This is a genomic window from Alicyclobacillus tolerans (genome assembly GCF_900142255.1).
GTDB classification, from domain to species: domain Bacteria; phylum Bacillota; class Bacilli; order Alicyclobacillales; family Alicyclobacillaceae; genus Alicyclobacillus_I; species Alicyclobacillus_I tolerans.
Map to the genome: position 1 here is coordinate 16,932 of NZ_FRAF01000001.1, position 14,558 is coordinate 31,489.

Consider the following 14,558-nt stretch of genomic DNA (forward strand, 5'->3'; position numbering starts at 1 on the left):
TTCCTCATTCCATTAACCTCATCAAAATATGCCAAACGCACGACGAATAGGCAACATTTTCATCTCTGTCTCTTTCCATTCCTCTTCAGGAAGTGAATCCGACATGATACCGGCACCAGCAAACACGGCAATAAAACGATGAAGGTACAACCCTGAACGTAGCGCTACAGCGAAGGAACCGTTTCCTTCACTATCCATCCATCCCAAAGTACCTGCATACCAACCTCGAGCCCATGGCTCTTCTTGACGAATGTAAGCAAGCGCATCTGAAACGGGCAATCCCGCCACTGCGGGAGTAGGATGAAGGGTTTTGAGAGCGTCTGCTAGAGAAACACCATCTAACAACTCCGCTGTTACAGGAGTGTATAAATGCTGTACATTAGCCAGTTTTTTTAATATAGGAAGATCTGGAATTTGAATATGATGGCATATATGCTGGATTTTCTCCTGCAGATAGTGAACAACCGCTACATGTTCTTGGCGATTTTTACGGCTTTTCAACAAAGCTTGACCCATGGCTTTATCTTCCTTGTCAGTCCTGCCCCTGCGTTCCGTACCAGCTAAAGCATCCGCATAAAAACGATTCCCCATCACTGTCAACAATCGCTCTGGCGAAGCTCCCAGCCAAGTCATACCTTGATGTTGAAAGATAAAATGAAAGTTGTCTGGATATTCTTTTTGCAATAGTTTCCATGCTGTAGATGGTAATGTTTCAGTGGCATGCAAAGAAAGTCGAGCCAATACCACCTTTTCCAAGTCACCATGAGACTTTAAAATTTCTGTTGCATGGAGCACTCGACGCTCCCAGGCATTCTTACTTTCTACGGAGTTGCGAAATTCTTCTAACAAAGCATCTACAGTAAGACGTTGTTCTTCTACAGGTTTCTTATGCCAGTAACCGCTTAGCACAAAATTAGGTTGCTGTTGTTCAAAGAGGCCAACTGCAGTAAAAGATGTTTCGTTTCCCATGAGCAACAATTGGGGTAGCACCAATTGCGCATCAGGCCACCCCACCCATCCCTTGCTTTCATGACGAGGCGCAAACGAGAAGCCTGGTAATACAAAAAGCGGACAGTTACTGGGACGCCAAATATCCCGCAACCAACGTTGCCACTCTTGTTCTACAGCATGAAAACGATTCTCTCCACATATTGCAAACTCTTTCAACGAACCAACAGACAAAAAATGACGTTTCAATACTGGATCGTAAAAATAACGATACTCTATTGCGGATTGTTCTAACTGAAGTATCCACTCACGCCAATCCGGTTCGCTGCTATCAAGTGATACAGCCAACCATCGCTTGCTACGCGCCTCATCAGGCAACGACGTCTGTAATTGAAGAACTAAATGGCTCAACTGTTCCAGAATCCGTAAAAGATTTAACGTACTTCTGACATCTGCCATTGTTCGCGCAACTTCCTTCGTAATAATTTCCCAGAAGCGTTTCTTGGCAACTCATCCACAAAGCGAACAACTTTGGGACATTGATAGGTTGCCAATCGTGGCTTTGCATACTCATAAAATTCTGCTTCTGTCCACGGTCCATTGACAACAATAAAAGCCGCGGGTACTTGTCCATATTTTTCATCCGAGATTCCAATGACGCCAACGTCTACAATTTTCTCACACCCGCGAAGCACGCGTTCAATTTCTGCAGGATAGACATTTTCGCCACCCACTAATATCAGATCGCTACGCCGATCAAGAACAAAAAGTCGTCCCTCTTCGTCTATCCAACCGAGATCGCCTGTACAAAAAAATCCGTCTTGAAACGCCTGATCAGTCGCTTCCGGTCGATTCCAATAACCTTCTGACATTGTGGGACCGGCAAGCCTGATTTCTCCTGAAGCATTGGGTGGGAGTTGTTCTCCCTGTTCATCAAAGATAGCAACTTGTACACAAGAGAGCGGCTGTCCCGCACAACCAGGTAAAAGCAGAGACTGCTCGTCACGCGTCACCGTTACGGTAGAATTAGCTTCTGACATGCCAAAACTTTGACATACGGGCAATCCCGCTTCCAACGCTTTTTGAAGCAAGGCTGGCGGTGCTCCACTGCCGCCTACCAACAATGCGCGAAGATGATGGACAATGGGACGACCTGCTGCTTCCTGAAGAACAGCCTGTAACATAGTGGGGACAAGAGAAAGCAAGGTCACATTTTCATTCTCCATTGCAACCAGCACATCGGCAGCTACAAAACGATCTTGCGCCCAAAGCGTACTACCATAAATAACAGCTCGCAAGATGGAAGCAAGGCCTCCCACATGAAATAGTGGCATAGGCATCAACCAAATATCATTTTTTTGCAAGCCAAAATGAAGCGCAGATGAAACAGCGCTAAACCACTGTGAACGGTATGTCAGCACTGCCCCTTTTGGTAAACCTGTTGTACCTGAGGTGTAAATGATAGCTTGTTTATCAGTCAAAAGAAAGGATTGGCGAGCTACATGCTCTTCTTCGTTCAATCCGTTTTCAATTAAGAGAACTGGTAGTTGGAGACCTGCTGCTTCCATCAGTTGCTCTGCTTGTTCCTTTTGCTCTGCATCAACCAATATTGCCGAGGGTTGGGCATCTTGAATTTGAAATGCGAGTTCAGACAATGGCAATTTGCGATTCAGTGGCACCAAAATTGCAGATGACTGCATCAGTGCATGAACAGCGAGTACAAAGCTCGAAGCCTTGCGACAATACACTGCGACTCTATCTTGAGGAACGACACCCGCTTTAACCAGCATCGTTTTAACCGACAAAGAATGATGTAATAATTGATGATAAGTCCAGGATACATCATCGGCAATAAGCGCCTGTTTGTGAGGCTGCGTCTGCACTTGTCTAGACAGCCAATCTGGCATAGAAGAATACATCCTCATCACTTCCTTAGATAAAAAAACGCCCTCACCAGGACGTCTTTTTAAACATTGTCAAAGAAAAAAGCAAAAGAAAATCAACTTTTGAAACTTTATGGTAGACGAGGAAATTTAGAGAAATCCGGCTTGCGTTTTTCTAAAAACGCATTTTTCCCTTCTCTTGCTTCTTCAGTCATATAGTACAGCATCGTGGCGTCACCCGCTAACATTTGCAATCCTGCTAAACCATCTGTATCTGCATTAAACGCCATCTTCAAAAAGCGAATAGCTATGGGACTCTTCTCCAAAATTTCTTTCGCCCATTGTATCGCCGTCTCTTCCAGTTGATCGAGCGGCACGACCGTGTTGACCAAACCCATGTCGAGAGCTTCCTGGGCGGAATATTGACGGCATAGATACCAGATTTCTTTAGCTTTTTTTGTACCAATCGTTCTAGCAAGCAAAGTGGCGCCATAACCAGCATCAAATGAACCTACTTTTGGCCCGGTTTGACCAAAACGGGCATTATCGGCAGCAATCGTTAAATCGCAAACCAAGTGAAGAACATGCCCCCCACCAATGGCGTAACCTGCCACAACCGCAATTACCGCTTTAGGAATAGAACGAATAAGCCTCTGCAATTCAAGCACATTTAGACGTGGTACATTATCGTCGCCCACATAACCACCATGCCCACGAACTCTTTGGTCACCACCTGCGCAAAACGCTTTTTCGCCTTTTCCAGTAAATAAAATAACTCCAATTTCCGCATCATCACGAGCGCGTGTAAAAGCATCGATTAATTCAGATACTGTTTCAGGACGAAAAGAATTGTGTACTTCTGGACGATTGATGGTGATTTTGGCAATTCCTTCTGCTTTTTCAAACAAAATGTCCTGGTATTTATGTACAGTTTGCCAATTCGACAAAACCATTGGATAATACCCTCCATTTGAATTCCATTTTTTTCATAATCAATCGAACTGCTATTCATATTCATTGATTATTATAGAACTTGTCTATAGGAGAATCAAAAAAATAAGTTGCATCTATCTTGAAGAATATAGAGGGCTGTCGAAATGGTATAGAATTTGTTAGGATAGAAACGCATACAAAGTGCCTGTAATCTTTTCACGCGAAGATTTCTAGACACTTAAAAGTTGTAAAGATACATGAAAGTGAGGGGGTAAGCGTGCTTACTCGAGAGCGTCTAGGTGTGTGGTGGAGATTATTTCGCCCTTTCACACTGACTGCTTCTATTGTTCCAGTTATTGTTGGCAGCGGTTTAGCCTGGACTCATCATTCAGCCCATTTGGGTTTATTCTTTGCCATGCTTATTGCTTCTATGCTCATTCAGTCGGCAACCAATATGTTCAATGAATATTTTGACTACAAGCGCGGACTGGATGACGAACATATGGTTGGTATTGCAGGAACGATTGTAAGAGATGGTATTGACGCACGTATTGTCTTGGCTTGTGGATGGGGTTCCATTCTTTTGGCACTCCTGCTTGGCGTCTATATTTGCGCTAGCACCTCATGGTGGCTGGCAATTGTAGGTATTCTGTGTATAGCGGTAGGATATTTTTATTCAGGCGGTCCTAAACCACTTTCCTATACTCCGTTTGGAGAAATTGCAGCTGCAATCGCCATGGGCCCCACAATTGTACTCATTGCTTATTATATCCAAACCAGCAGTATTTCATGGAGAGCCAGTGTAGCTTCTATTCCCATTGGTTTATTAATTGGGGCCATTTTATTGGCCAATAATATTCGTGACATGGATCAAGACAAAGTAGGCGGACGGAAAACCATTGCCATTTTGCTTGGTCGAGAACGCGGTCGGTTATTGTTTGGGAGTGTTTTCTTGGTAACCTATTTGTTGGTCTTGCTGTTAGTCATATTAAACCAACTTACACCTTGGACACTTGTAGTTCTGCTGACTGTACCTTCAGCTTACGCTGTAACAAGGTTATATTTTAAGTTTACCGAACCCGCCAAACTTCATGCCGCCGTAAAAGGTACGGCAAACCTATTATTTCGATTTGGTGTTCTTATGTTCGCTGGAATGTTGGTAGCAAATCTTCACTTATAAGAAAGACGGATACAAGAAATCTCTCTCAAAAGTATGGACGTCAATCTTTTTGAACCAAATAATAAAAATGAAAGATCAAAATATAAAAATACAGAGTACACTTTTCCAAATGTATTTGGATGAATTGTACTCTGTTTTTCTTTATCAATCTCAATTTCATACATAATTCACTTTGTCTTGTTACAAACTCTTATTTACAGAGAATAGTTACCGATTGGGCTAGCGAAATGGAGGAAATTCCATGCAACCTTCTAAAAACAAAGAGAAAGAACATCAAAGAAATTTACGTGTTCTTTATTACATTATTGGCTTATTTATTATTCTTTTTTTAGGCTGGCGAGTTGTTGGTTTTATTCACCAACCTCATTGGATCCCGCATTAAATGCAGAACATGCTTGAGTTACATACTGCGTCTTTTGCGATATCCTCTAACGATAACCGTAACCAAAACAGACATTAAAATGACAAATAAGGTAAATACGACGATGTTCTTAGCAAGTGAAGAATGTATGTTATATACGTCCATAATGACTGGAACAGCAATAAAAATAAAGAGCAAACCCGGTACACCAAACATCACCACAAATACCCAACGATTACCTACCGAGGAAACTTCTTCGTTATTGTTTCTTTCCGATTCAACAGCATCACGCTTCAATGATCATTCGCTCCTCTTTATGAATGTCTGTTTTACAGAAGAAGTATAAATCCGCTTTTTTAATCCATCCTACAGTCGATTGCACCAGACAGCAATCTTTTTAAAATCTTTTACTGCTTATGAAGAAAGGAGCGTAATGAATTTGACACATCCCCATCCTGACAATCGCTCAGACAATGTCCTCCACCTTCAAAAAGCTATCCGCAACACGCAAGAAAATATGCGGGAAGCAGAAGACTTCTTAAAAGCTCATGAGGAGGAAATGCATACTGAGGACATCAAAGACATACAGGCTAAAAATGACCGTCGTCAGCGTGCCATCCATGGCATGAGAGAAGAAATTAAAGATGAAATCGCGCACAGTAAAGAATAGTCATGAACTAAGAAGTATTTAAGAAACCCACTCATTCCTCAACAGAGAATGCCTTCCTTTTATGGAAGGCATTCTCACCCTATGCGATTGGCAGCCAAACCCCAATCCTAAACAAGCAATGACATGCCGCCATCCACCACAATGGTTTGCCCACGTATCATTTTAGCCGCAGGAGTACATAAAAAATACACAACTTCTGCAATATCTGTCGTTTCAACCATAGCACCAGCTGGATTTTGTGCGCCTGAAGCAAGCATTTCCTCACGATTGGGGAAATGTTTAAGCGCATCGGTATCAATCACGCCACCAGAGACGGCATTTACTGAAATGCCCATAGGAGCTAATTCAACAGCCAAATATCTCGTGATTGCTTCAAGCGCTGCTTTTGAAACACCTACTGCCACATAATTAGGCAAAACTCGCGTGGAACCCAGACTCGATATAGCAACGATATGTCCACCATTGTTGGCTGACATACGTTTAGCAGCCTCTTGAGCAGCAAACAAGTACGCTTTGGAATTAATATCAAGAGTCCAATCCCAGTGAGATTCTTCAATTTCCATAAGAGGACGTAAAACTCCAGAAGCAGCGTTATTAATAAAAACATCCAACCTACCATACGTTTCATCAATTTCTAAAAATAAATTTCTTACATTCTCTATATCACCAACATTACATTTCACCAAGTGAACGTTTACTCCATACTGAGACTCAATTTCTTTTTTAGTGACTTCTGCTTGACTACGACTACGCAGAAAATTTAGCACCAAATCGCAGCCTTCTTGTGCAAATCTCTTCGCAATCGCTTTCCCTACTCCCCGTGTTCCACCTGTAACCATAACCACTTTTTTACTATGCAAATTGATCACCTTTCCCTATGCAACTGAATAGACTACATTGACGCTTGTCTATCTTAACTGCTTGCCCAGAATGTTGACAAATTTAAGACCGTTCGTCTTCCTGTAATCCTTGATTTTGACTCTCTTTTTCGTTATTGGATATCTTTCCACGAGAATTCGGTTCTCGGAAAACAATCTTTGAATTCTTATATTGAACGTCATTTTCTCCTAACCTTACGTTAATAGCTCGCGCCAACACAAATAATAAATCAGAGAGTCGATTGACGTATCTGAGTGTAGGAGGATGAATCTCTTCAACATGCATCAGTGCCACAATTCTTCTTTCTGCTCTCCTCGCTACGGTGCATGCCACATGCATAGCCGAAGCTTCTGTCGTTCCGCCGCGAATGACAAATTTGCTCAATTTATCAGCTTCCTGTTGATACTTGTCAATGGAAGGTTCCAATTCTGCTGCAGCACCATCAGGTGTACGAAATTGATAATCTTTTGCACTCTCCGGAGCTGCCAAGTCAGCACCTACATCCCACAGACGTTGCTGAATTTCAGCTATCAATGATTTGATATCACTAAATAAATGACTATCCAAAAGAGATTCAGCAAAAGCTAAATTTGCCCCTAATTCATCGACAGAACCGTACGCTTCGATTCGCACATCATCTTTAAAACGTCGTTCTCCACCTATTAAAGCTGTTTTCCCTAAATCTCCACCACGTGTATAAATGCGCATGCTAGAGTCCCTCACTTTCGAAAATAGCTTAACACCATTCTAAACGTTATCTTTTTGAGTCAAAACGAATAACAGTTCAATTTTACGATAAACCAAAATCAAATGAGTCTATGTTCATAGGAACTGCTATTTCAGACAATGCATATGTTAAAATAGAACTTGGGAGATGATGATTTATGCAAACGACTCATAATTTGTGTCCAAAATTCGAACATGCGTTCTCTTTGCTCGGAAAACGTTGGACAGGTTTAATTATAAATGTACTTTTAGACGGCCCAAAACGTTTCAAAGATATTTCCGTCATGATTCCTAACATGAGTGATCGTATGCTGGCGGAAAGATTCAAGGAACTAGAAGCAGAAGGCATATTGGTGCGCCATGTATATCCTGAAACTCCCGTCCGAATAGAATATGAATTAACCGAAAAAGGACGTGCGCTTGAACCTGTCATGAAAGCCGTGCAAACTTGGGGAGAAACATGGGTAAATATTCCTGCCCACCAAGATTATTGAACAGAGCTTGCAACTGTTTCTCTTACTTTCTCTATTTCTTGGGCTACTGCCCACTCTAAAAAAACTGACACATATTCAGGATCCCATTGTGTGCCAGATCCTTGTTGTAAAATCTGCAAAGCTTTTTGTATGGGCATGCCTTTACGATAAGGGCGATTGGAGGTCATGGCATCAAATGCGTCCGCAATAGCCATAATTCGGCCAAATTGGGGAATATCATGTCCCGCTAAGCCATCTGGATACCCTTTTCCGTCAAATCGTTCGTGATGTGATCGAACACCTGGCAACAGTTTGGCCATAGCATTCGGAGGTTGAACCTGTGCTAAAATGGTCTCGCCGAGTACCGGATGGGATTTCATGATTTCATATTCTTCATCAGTTAATTTTCCATCTTTCAAGAGAATTCTATCAGGAATTCCTATTTTACCAATATCATGAAGAAGTCCGGACTCCCGCAGATCTTTCAATGCTGTTTCCGACAAACCAATCCGCTTACCAATTTCAACCGAATATTCCGCAACCCTCAGAGAATGACCAGCAGTGTAAGGATCCCTCGCATCTAATGCAGCAGCTAAAGTTGTTAATAGACTTTGCGTCAGAAGAGTATTTTGAATTTCTCTAGCCTCTAGATCTTCTACCATCTGATTGAAACCTTTTACTAAACGAGAAAATTCATCAGAGTATGCCTCCATAGCGCGAATCTTTAAATTTCCCAATTGAACTTCAGACATTTTCTGTTGTAATTCATCAATTGGATTTTGTACGACTCTTGAAAGCAAGGAAGCACTATAGACGGAGAAAGCGACTCCCACTGCCAAAATCACCACAGCCCACTGCCAGTAAGCATGCGATCCATTAGAAGTAGAATTGACAAGGCGCACCTGGGTAGCTAAAGAGAAAAGAAAAAGTGGAAATACACCAATTAAGACAGCACTACTTCGATACTTTGTTTTCACACTTATCAGAACTTTTCCCTCGAGAGACAAACTCAACCCAAATTGATGTTGAGCACGAGTTTGTAAATCGGACAGCATCGGTGTTATTGCTTCTGCGGTCAGAAAAAATTCAATAATAGCGTGCATGCTCGCTACCAACATAGAGCCAATAAATGCGAGCAAGACATAGGAAACTGGCAAGGTAAGGTGAAAGTAACGGATTTCTAGTAATGTGAGAATGACAGAAGGTATAGCCATGCCCATCCAATGAGGACCCGCTATTCTTCGAACCGCCAAAGCTGGCAATTTATGCAGTTGCATAAATGCCAGCTCAAATTGTTCTTTGGTGTTGGTTTCTTTTGAATTATAAATGTTACGAATCGGACGCATATGTTTGCGAAAAACAAAGAACTCCGCACCAAACATAAACGGCAAACTGACAAATAGAGTAAGCGCAATCCATTTGGCATCATACAGAGAGATCCGCAGCGTACTAAAAATCAAAATACCGCCCACGCCCAAGACTGCAATTAAAGAGCCGGCTAAATAATTTTGAACCAGTTTTCTTAAAAATTTATGATAAATTGGCAAGGATGATAACCCCCGCTTCGCATGGCTCAAAACATCTATCTGTTGTATTCTTGTATGGTGTGACTGTTTCCTGCTCAATGATCTATAAGTTTTATCATTGCTTTTTTATGAATCCTATTTGAATCGGATCGAAACGGAGAGAATTTTTATGACTCACTATCATTTACCTCCAAAAATTCAAACCTTGCATGAAGATATATTTCCAGAGCAATTACGATATCATCAGCGACGCGTATCGATTGAAAAACATTTTACTTTTGATGCGGCTCATCATTTGCATGAGTATATGGGTAAATGCCACAATCTGCACGGACATACCTATCTTCTTCAAATCGAAATGAGCGGCATCCCAGACCCGCGTGGAATTGTCATGGATTTTGCTGAATTAAAGGAGCTTTTTGAAAATCGCATCAAAAATCGTCTTGATCACCAATATCTTAACGAAGTACTACCACCCATGAACACTACAGCTGAAAATATGATTGTGTGGATCTGGGAAGAATTAGAAGATGCTTTGAACGTTCAGTTTGGGGATAGAGGATTAAGACTTGAATCGCTGGTTCTCTATGAAACTCCCACAAGTTGCGCAAAGCTGCGGAGAGAGTGGATGATAAATGAATAATCAATTGACAATCGATCATCAATCGGATGAACAGTTGAGAAATAGCGACTTAAACGATTTACAACTGCCGATGGTAGAAATTTTCGAGACGATTCAAGGTGAAGGTACAGCAGCAGGTGAACGAACAACTTTTGTGCGTGTTTATAACTGTAATTTACGCTGCCAATGGTGTGACACCAAATATAGCTACGCTCCTGAAAAACCTGTGTTTTTTGCATCCATTAAAGAAATCTGCCATAAAGCAGCATCCTTTGAAAACCGCTGGCTCTGCCTGACCGGTGGTGAACCATTGATGCATGGGCGTAAATCTATCGCCTTGGTCGAAGCTTTAGCTAAAATACCTCATGTAACAGATGTGCACATTGAAACCAATGGAGCTATCGATCTCTCACCTTTTGCTCAACTTCGTCAGGAAATTCAACCTTTGGGTCAAAAAATCCGTTTCATTATGGATTATAAGTTGCCAGGATCTGGTGAGGAACATCGAATGCTTACGAGTAATTTTCAATATCTAACTGAACGAGATGAAATAAAATTTGTCATTGCTGACGATCGCGATTTTGAAAGAGCCGTAGATATCGTTGAAAACGAGATCGGCGATGGAAAAGTGCTCTTCTCGCCTGTGTTTTCTTCTATGTCTGCCAAACGACTCGTAGAAAAACTTCTGAAAACTAACTTAAAGCAAGTGCGCGTCAGTCTGCAACTTCACAAATGGATATGGGATCCTGAAGCACGCGGCGTCTAATCCTTCGATTTGTTGTAAATTGATTGTAAATATTGAACAAAACGATTTCCACCATCTTCTAAATCAGCTTCTAGAGCTATTCGTAATTTTTTAGAGAGACTTGGATTGCATCCAGAGGAAGAAATGCCAATACGAACAGGCGAAACGTCCACTTCGCTGACAAACCAAAGATTGCTCTCCTCTGGATGATCGGCCACATTTAAAAAAACATGGTGATGACGCAATCGATGAACGACCTCAAGATTCACGGAAGATTCATTCGTTGCTACTATAATAAAAGAATAACCCTCCTCATCACCAGGAGAATAATCTCTTTCCAACCAGACTAACCTGCCATTTTGAGCCCATTTTGCAATGGTATCTGTAACGTTTGGGGCAATTACAGTAATATGGCGGACAACATCCAAAATTTTACCAATCCTGCGTGTTGCGACATGTCCTCCACCAATCACCAGACAATCTTCTCTTTTAAAGTTTCCTGCCATCATCAATAATTTACCCAATTCCTTCATCCCGTTTGTGCTTCCCTCACTTATTTTAGCCTCAAAAGACAAGCTGTACTTTCTCACAGGGTACAACAAACGGGATGATTCACAAAAATTTTTGAACTAGTGAAACTCGATATCAATTTTATGTTGACCTGAAGATGGAGTACGTTTCGTCATGGTGACCATCAACAGACCATTTTTATAAGTTGCTTTTGCACTGGATTCATCTACTTCTGCAGGTAGCGGAATGGTACGCTGAAAAGTCCCGTAAAAACGTTCTATACGATGAGTCCGATCTGACTCAGTGCTGCTCTCTCTCTGTACTTTTCCTGAAAGCTGCAATTCACGAGGATGGACCACAATTGAAATATCATCTTTAGAAGCAAGCCCGGGAATTTCTGCTGTAACTTTTACTTCTCTGCTTGTCTCCGTTACATCCAGACGTGGATGGTGAAAAGACCAGCCGCTAAACCAATTATCATCCCACAAATTAGGAAACCATGAAGAGGGTCTGGGAACCATCTCAGGATATGAACGATCTCGATGATTTTCCATTAAAATGCACTCCTTTTCTTGACTAAACTGAGCCTAAACAAGAATTTTGTTACACTTATTAGATTGAATCATTCAAAGATTTCTCATACAAAGCACGAGAAAGAAAAAAACTAAATCAAACACAAAACGGATAACGACCTTTGCATGAATCACTGAATTTTTACAAATGGTAAGGAACAGTCTTTTTTAAAATAATCTGTATGGATAATTAAAGTGAGGAAAATTGCAATATGAAGGTTATGGGTGCGTTTATCCAAAAAATTTTAAAATTTCTTCCCAAGAAGAAGCCATATACTCTTATCGGCTTTAGTTTAGCAGCAGTGCTAACCATATGCTGGTTCCCTATACCTACCGAAATGGCTGCAACTTCAATAAAAAAAGTTTCTCCTGTCATTTACTTAACCTTTGATGATGGTCCTAGTGAACGTTATACTCCCATCATCCTTCGTGAGTTAAAAGCCGAACATATTCACGCCACTTTCTTTGTTGTCGGTTATCGATGCGAACGCTACCCCGAATTAGTCAAGCAAATGGCCAGGGATGGACATACCATTGGCAATCATAGTTATCGACACCAGGATATCGTACAATTGGCGTTGGATGAATTAAAATCAGATGTCCATAAAACCGATCAAATTATTTATCAAGCATCGGGAATCCGTCCAATTCTTTATCGACCACCAGGAGGACACATCGAACAAAATGAAATTCATTTTCTACAAAAAATGGGTCATCCCGTAAGGTTATGGAACGTGGATTCTCAAGATTGGAAAGCTACAAGCCAAGAGGATATTTGGCACGCCTTACATGGTCATGTCTATCCTGGTTCAATTATCCTGTTTCACGATGGAGTATCCGGAAGCCGCTATACGGCGGAAATACTACCTAAATTAATACATGAATGGAAGAAAGATGGTTATCAATTTAGGACCTTGTCCTAAGATTGGTTAAAAAAGATTGGAATCTATAAAACCCCCGTCAGGATTTAATAGAGTATCAAACTCCTTCCGGGGGACAAATGAAATCATCTTGATGAATTGGGGATGCACTGTTGATAGACTAATCTTTGTTTCACCACAATTTTAATACGTCGCCGCAGCGCCGTAAGCAGGGATGAGCAGGAAGAACAGCACAAAGATGATGAGAAATACGACCGCCCAACTTGTATATCCACCAAATACGCCGTACATCATGCGGCCTCCCTTCATGACAGAGCTATTACACACTATGAACAAACAACCGCTAAATGAAATGGTGAAAGCCCATATGACATACAATTTGGGCGTAAAATGAGTAAAACCTTAAAAATTTACCTTTCTCTTCATATTTTTCCTAAATGGATAGACTTGCAGAATGAATACAGCAGTTAAAATACAGAATGCTCCCAACCAACCTGTGAATGCAAAATGTAACTGCAAAAAGAAAACACCTGCTAATGCGGAAGAAAGCGGTTCGGCAGATGCCAGAACACTGGCTACTTGTGGCTGCAGATGGGTGAGGCTGAATATATAGAGCCAAAAAGCTAGTAAAGTGCCGGCAAAGACTACAAATCCAAGCAACATGAGCGGTAAGGGTCGCCACACCACGCGTATAGAAAGAGACAAAAAAGGCAGAATGATAAGCAAACAGAAGCCACCAAGTAACATGGACCAACCAGTTACAAGCAATGAACCAAATCGATGAAGCAACTGAACTGGATAGATTGTATAAAAAGCCAAAGTCAGTGCTGAGATAACGCCCCACACGATACAATCTAAAGGAACTGCAAACGCGTAAGGATGACCGTTTCTTACTAAAAAATACGTACCTAGCAGAGCCAATCCAACAGCTGCCCATTGAATCTTGTTCATCTTATTAGAACCTCTGATCCAAAGATAGGCACTGACCATAGCTGGACATAAATATTGCAGAAACGTAGCTGTAGGCGCATTTCCGTAGCGAATGGACGAAAGATAGGAAAACTGCACACCCAACATTCCAACAATAGCAAATATCAATAAAGAAACTGTAGTATTGCGTTGAAAGAATGGCAGAAATACAAAGCGCATCCCTTTTTGAAAAGCGGTCATGATAAGCAATACAATGCCGGAGCCGAGCATTCGAATGACTGCAAGTGTAAAAGGAGACTCATGATAAGTTTGAAATAACACTTGCGCAGCTGTTCCCGACAGCCCCCAAAAAATAGCTGCTGTCAATACGGCACTGGTTCCTATCCAAGTCTGGCTTTTTTGTGGCTCTACATCGATCATGGTTTGTGTGGCTTCTGATTCAATTTGCACTTGCGTATATCCCCCTCTATCTATAGAAATACTTTCTTAGGAGATGAGCTGCCGATGAAAACTGCGTTAAAATGGCTATACGCAACCATCTTAGGAGGGCTATTGGTAGTTGGTATTCTGTTCGTATGGTTACATCTACACACGGTTCATGGATGGAAAATATAAGTTCGCTGGCCATAACCTTGCCTATAGCTTGCGTTGAATAAACAATAACTCCTTTACAACCTTACAGAATAGGATTAAAACCATACTTGCTGTACAATAGCATG

The 14,558-nt window shown here is 41.4% G+C and carries 17 protein-coding genes; 7 read left to right on the top strand and 10 right to left on the bottom strand.

The window, feature by feature from the left end:
- Positions 1-21 precede the first annotated feature (21 nt).
- The 3 genes from BUA75_RS00100 to menB form a co-directional block, all read right to left on the bottom strand.
- Positions 22-1,407 carry an isochorismate synthase gene (locus BUA75_RS00100; RefSeq protein ID WP_072872544.1) on the bottom strand — a complete coding sequence of 462 codons (1,386 nt, stop codon included), beginning with the start codon at positions 1,405-1,407 and terminating at the stop codon, positions 22-24.
- Complete coding sequence (gene menE / locus BUA75_RS00105; RefSeq protein WP_165611908.1) at positions 1,383-2,855, bottom strand: o-succinylbenzoate--CoA ligase; 1,473 nt, start codon at positions 2,853-2,855, stop codon at positions 1,383-1,385. Before menE ends, BUA75_RS00100 begins: the two co-directional genes overlap by 25 nt.
- A 107-nt stretch (positions 2,856-2,962) precedes the next feature.
- Complete coding sequence (gene menB / locus BUA75_RS00110; protein WP_072872546.1) at positions 2,963-3,784, bottom strand: 1,4-dihydroxy-2-naphthoyl-CoA synthase; 822 nt, start codon at positions 3,782-3,784, stop codon at positions 2,963-2,965.
- Between the two features lie 257 nt (positions 3,785-4,041).
- Between menB and BUA75_RS00115 the strand changes: the two genes are divergently transcribed.
- Together BUA75_RS00115 and BUA75_RS15790 are read left to right on the top strand one after the other, a co-directional pair.
- Positions 4,042-4,944 (top strand): 1,4-dihydroxy-2-naphthoate polyprenyltransferase, encoded by a 903-nt coding sequence (locus BUA75_RS00115; protein WP_083573944.1) that lies wholly within the window; start codon positions 4,042-4,044, stop codon positions 4,942-4,944.
- 241 nt (positions 4,945-5,185) lie between these two features.
- Positions 5,186-5,326 (top strand): hypothetical protein, encoded by a 141-nt coding sequence (locus BUA75_RS15790; protein ID WP_165611909.1) that lies wholly within the window; start codon positions 5,186-5,188, stop codon positions 5,324-5,326.
- Positions 5,327-5,344: 18 nt separating this feature from the next.
- Here the strand turns inward: BUA75_RS15790 and BUA75_RS00120 are convergent, their stop codons facing one another.
- Positions 5,345-5,602: a hypothetical protein gene (locus tag BUA75_RS00120; protein WP_072872548.1), complete on the bottom strand. Its 258-nt coding sequence runs from the start codon at positions 5,600-5,602 to the stop codon at positions 5,345-5,347.
- A 136-nt stretch (positions 5,603-5,738) separates the two neighbouring features.
- Between BUA75_RS00120 and tlp the strand changes: the two genes are divergently transcribed.
- Positions 5,739-5,975: a small acid-soluble spore protein Tlp gene (gene tlp, locus BUA75_RS00125; protein WP_072872549.1), complete on the top strand. Its 237-nt coding sequence runs from the start codon at positions 5,739-5,741 to the stop codon at positions 5,973-5,975.
- Positions 5,976-6,082: 107 nt separating this feature from the next.
- Here tlp and fabL read toward each other — a convergent pair whose 3' ends face one another.
- Both fabL and BUA75_RS00135 read right to left on the bottom strand, forming a co-directional pair.
- On the bottom strand, positions 6,083-6,835 hold the full coding sequence (fabL, locus tag BUA75_RS00130) for an enoyl-[acyl-carrier-protein] reductase FabL (protein WP_423219860.1): 753 nt from the start codon (positions 6,833-6,835) through the stop codon (positions 6,083-6,085).
- Positions 6,836-6,917: 82 nt separating this feature from the next.
- Positions 6,918-7,562, bottom strand: a complete 645-nt coding sequence (locus tag BUA75_RS00135; RefSeq protein ID WP_072872550.1) for a cob(I)yrinic acid a,c-diamide adenosyltransferase — start codon at positions 7,560-7,562, stop codon at positions 6,918-6,920.
- A 176-nt stretch (positions 7,563-7,738) separates the two neighbouring features.
- Here BUA75_RS00135 and BUA75_RS00140 point away from each other — a divergent pair, with 176 nt between their 5' ends.
- Positions 7,739-8,074: a winged helix-turn-helix transcriptional regulator gene (locus BUA75_RS00140; RefSeq protein WP_072872551.1), complete on the top strand. Its 336-nt coding sequence runs from the start codon at positions 7,739-7,741 to the stop codon at positions 8,072-8,074.
- On the opposite strand, the gene BUA75_RS00145 is transcribed toward BUA75_RS00140, so the two are convergent.
- Positions 8,068-9,600: an HD domain-containing phosphohydrolase gene (locus BUA75_RS00145; protein WP_072872552.1), complete on the bottom strand. Its 1,533-nt coding sequence runs from the start codon at positions 9,598-9,600 to the stop codon at positions 8,068-8,070. The genes BUA75_RS00140 and BUA75_RS00145 overlap by 7 nt on opposite strands.
- A gap of 148 nt (positions 9,601-9,748) precedes the next feature.
- On the opposite strand from BUA75_RS00145, the gene queD reads away from it, so the two are divergent.
- Positions 9,749-10,222 carry a 6-carboxytetrahydropterin synthase QueD gene (gene queD / locus BUA75_RS00150; RefSeq protein WP_072872553.1) on the top strand — a complete coding sequence of 158 codons (474 nt, stop codon included), beginning with the start codon at positions 9,749-9,751 and terminating at the stop codon, positions 10,220-10,222.
- The gene (locus tag BUA75_RS00155; protein ID WP_072872554.1) at positions 10,215-10,967 is read left to right on the top strand and encodes a 7-carboxy-7-deazaguanine synthase QueE; all 753 of its coding nucleotides are present in this window, start codon (positions 10,215-10,217) and stop codon (positions 10,965-10,967) included. The genes queD and BUA75_RS00155 overlap by 8 nt, the downstream gene beginning before the upstream one ends.
- Here the strand turns inward: BUA75_RS00155 and BUA75_RS00160 are convergent.
- Complete coding sequence (locus BUA75_RS00160; RefSeq protein ID WP_072872555.1) at positions 10,964-11,479, bottom strand: precorrin-2 dehydrogenase/sirohydrochlorin ferrochelatase family protein; 516 nt, start codon at positions 11,477-11,479, stop codon at positions 10,964-10,966. The genes BUA75_RS00155 and BUA75_RS00160 overlap by 4 nt on opposite strands.
- Positions 11,480-11,575: 96 nt before the next feature.
- Complete coding sequence (locus BUA75_RS00165) at positions 11,576-12,010, bottom strand: Hsp20/alpha crystallin family protein (protein WP_072872556.1); 435 nt, start codon at positions 12,008-12,010, stop codon at positions 11,576-11,578.
- Positions 12,011-12,240: 230 nt separating this feature from the next.
- Between BUA75_RS00165 and BUA75_RS00170 the strand changes: the two genes are divergently transcribed.
- Positions 12,241-12,951: a polysaccharide deacetylase family protein gene (locus BUA75_RS00170; RefSeq protein WP_083573945.1), complete on the top strand. Its 711-nt coding sequence runs from the start codon at positions 12,241-12,243 to the stop codon at positions 12,949-12,951.
- A 360-nt stretch (positions 12,952-13,311) separates the two neighbouring features.
- Here the strand turns inward: BUA75_RS00170 and BUA75_RS00175 are convergent, their stop codons facing one another.
- A complete protein-coding gene (locus tag BUA75_RS00175; protein ID WP_083573946.1) occupies positions 13,312-14,289 on the bottom strand; it encodes a DMT family transporter in 978 nt (325 codons plus the stop codon).
- Positions 14,290-14,558: the final 269 nt, after the last annotated feature.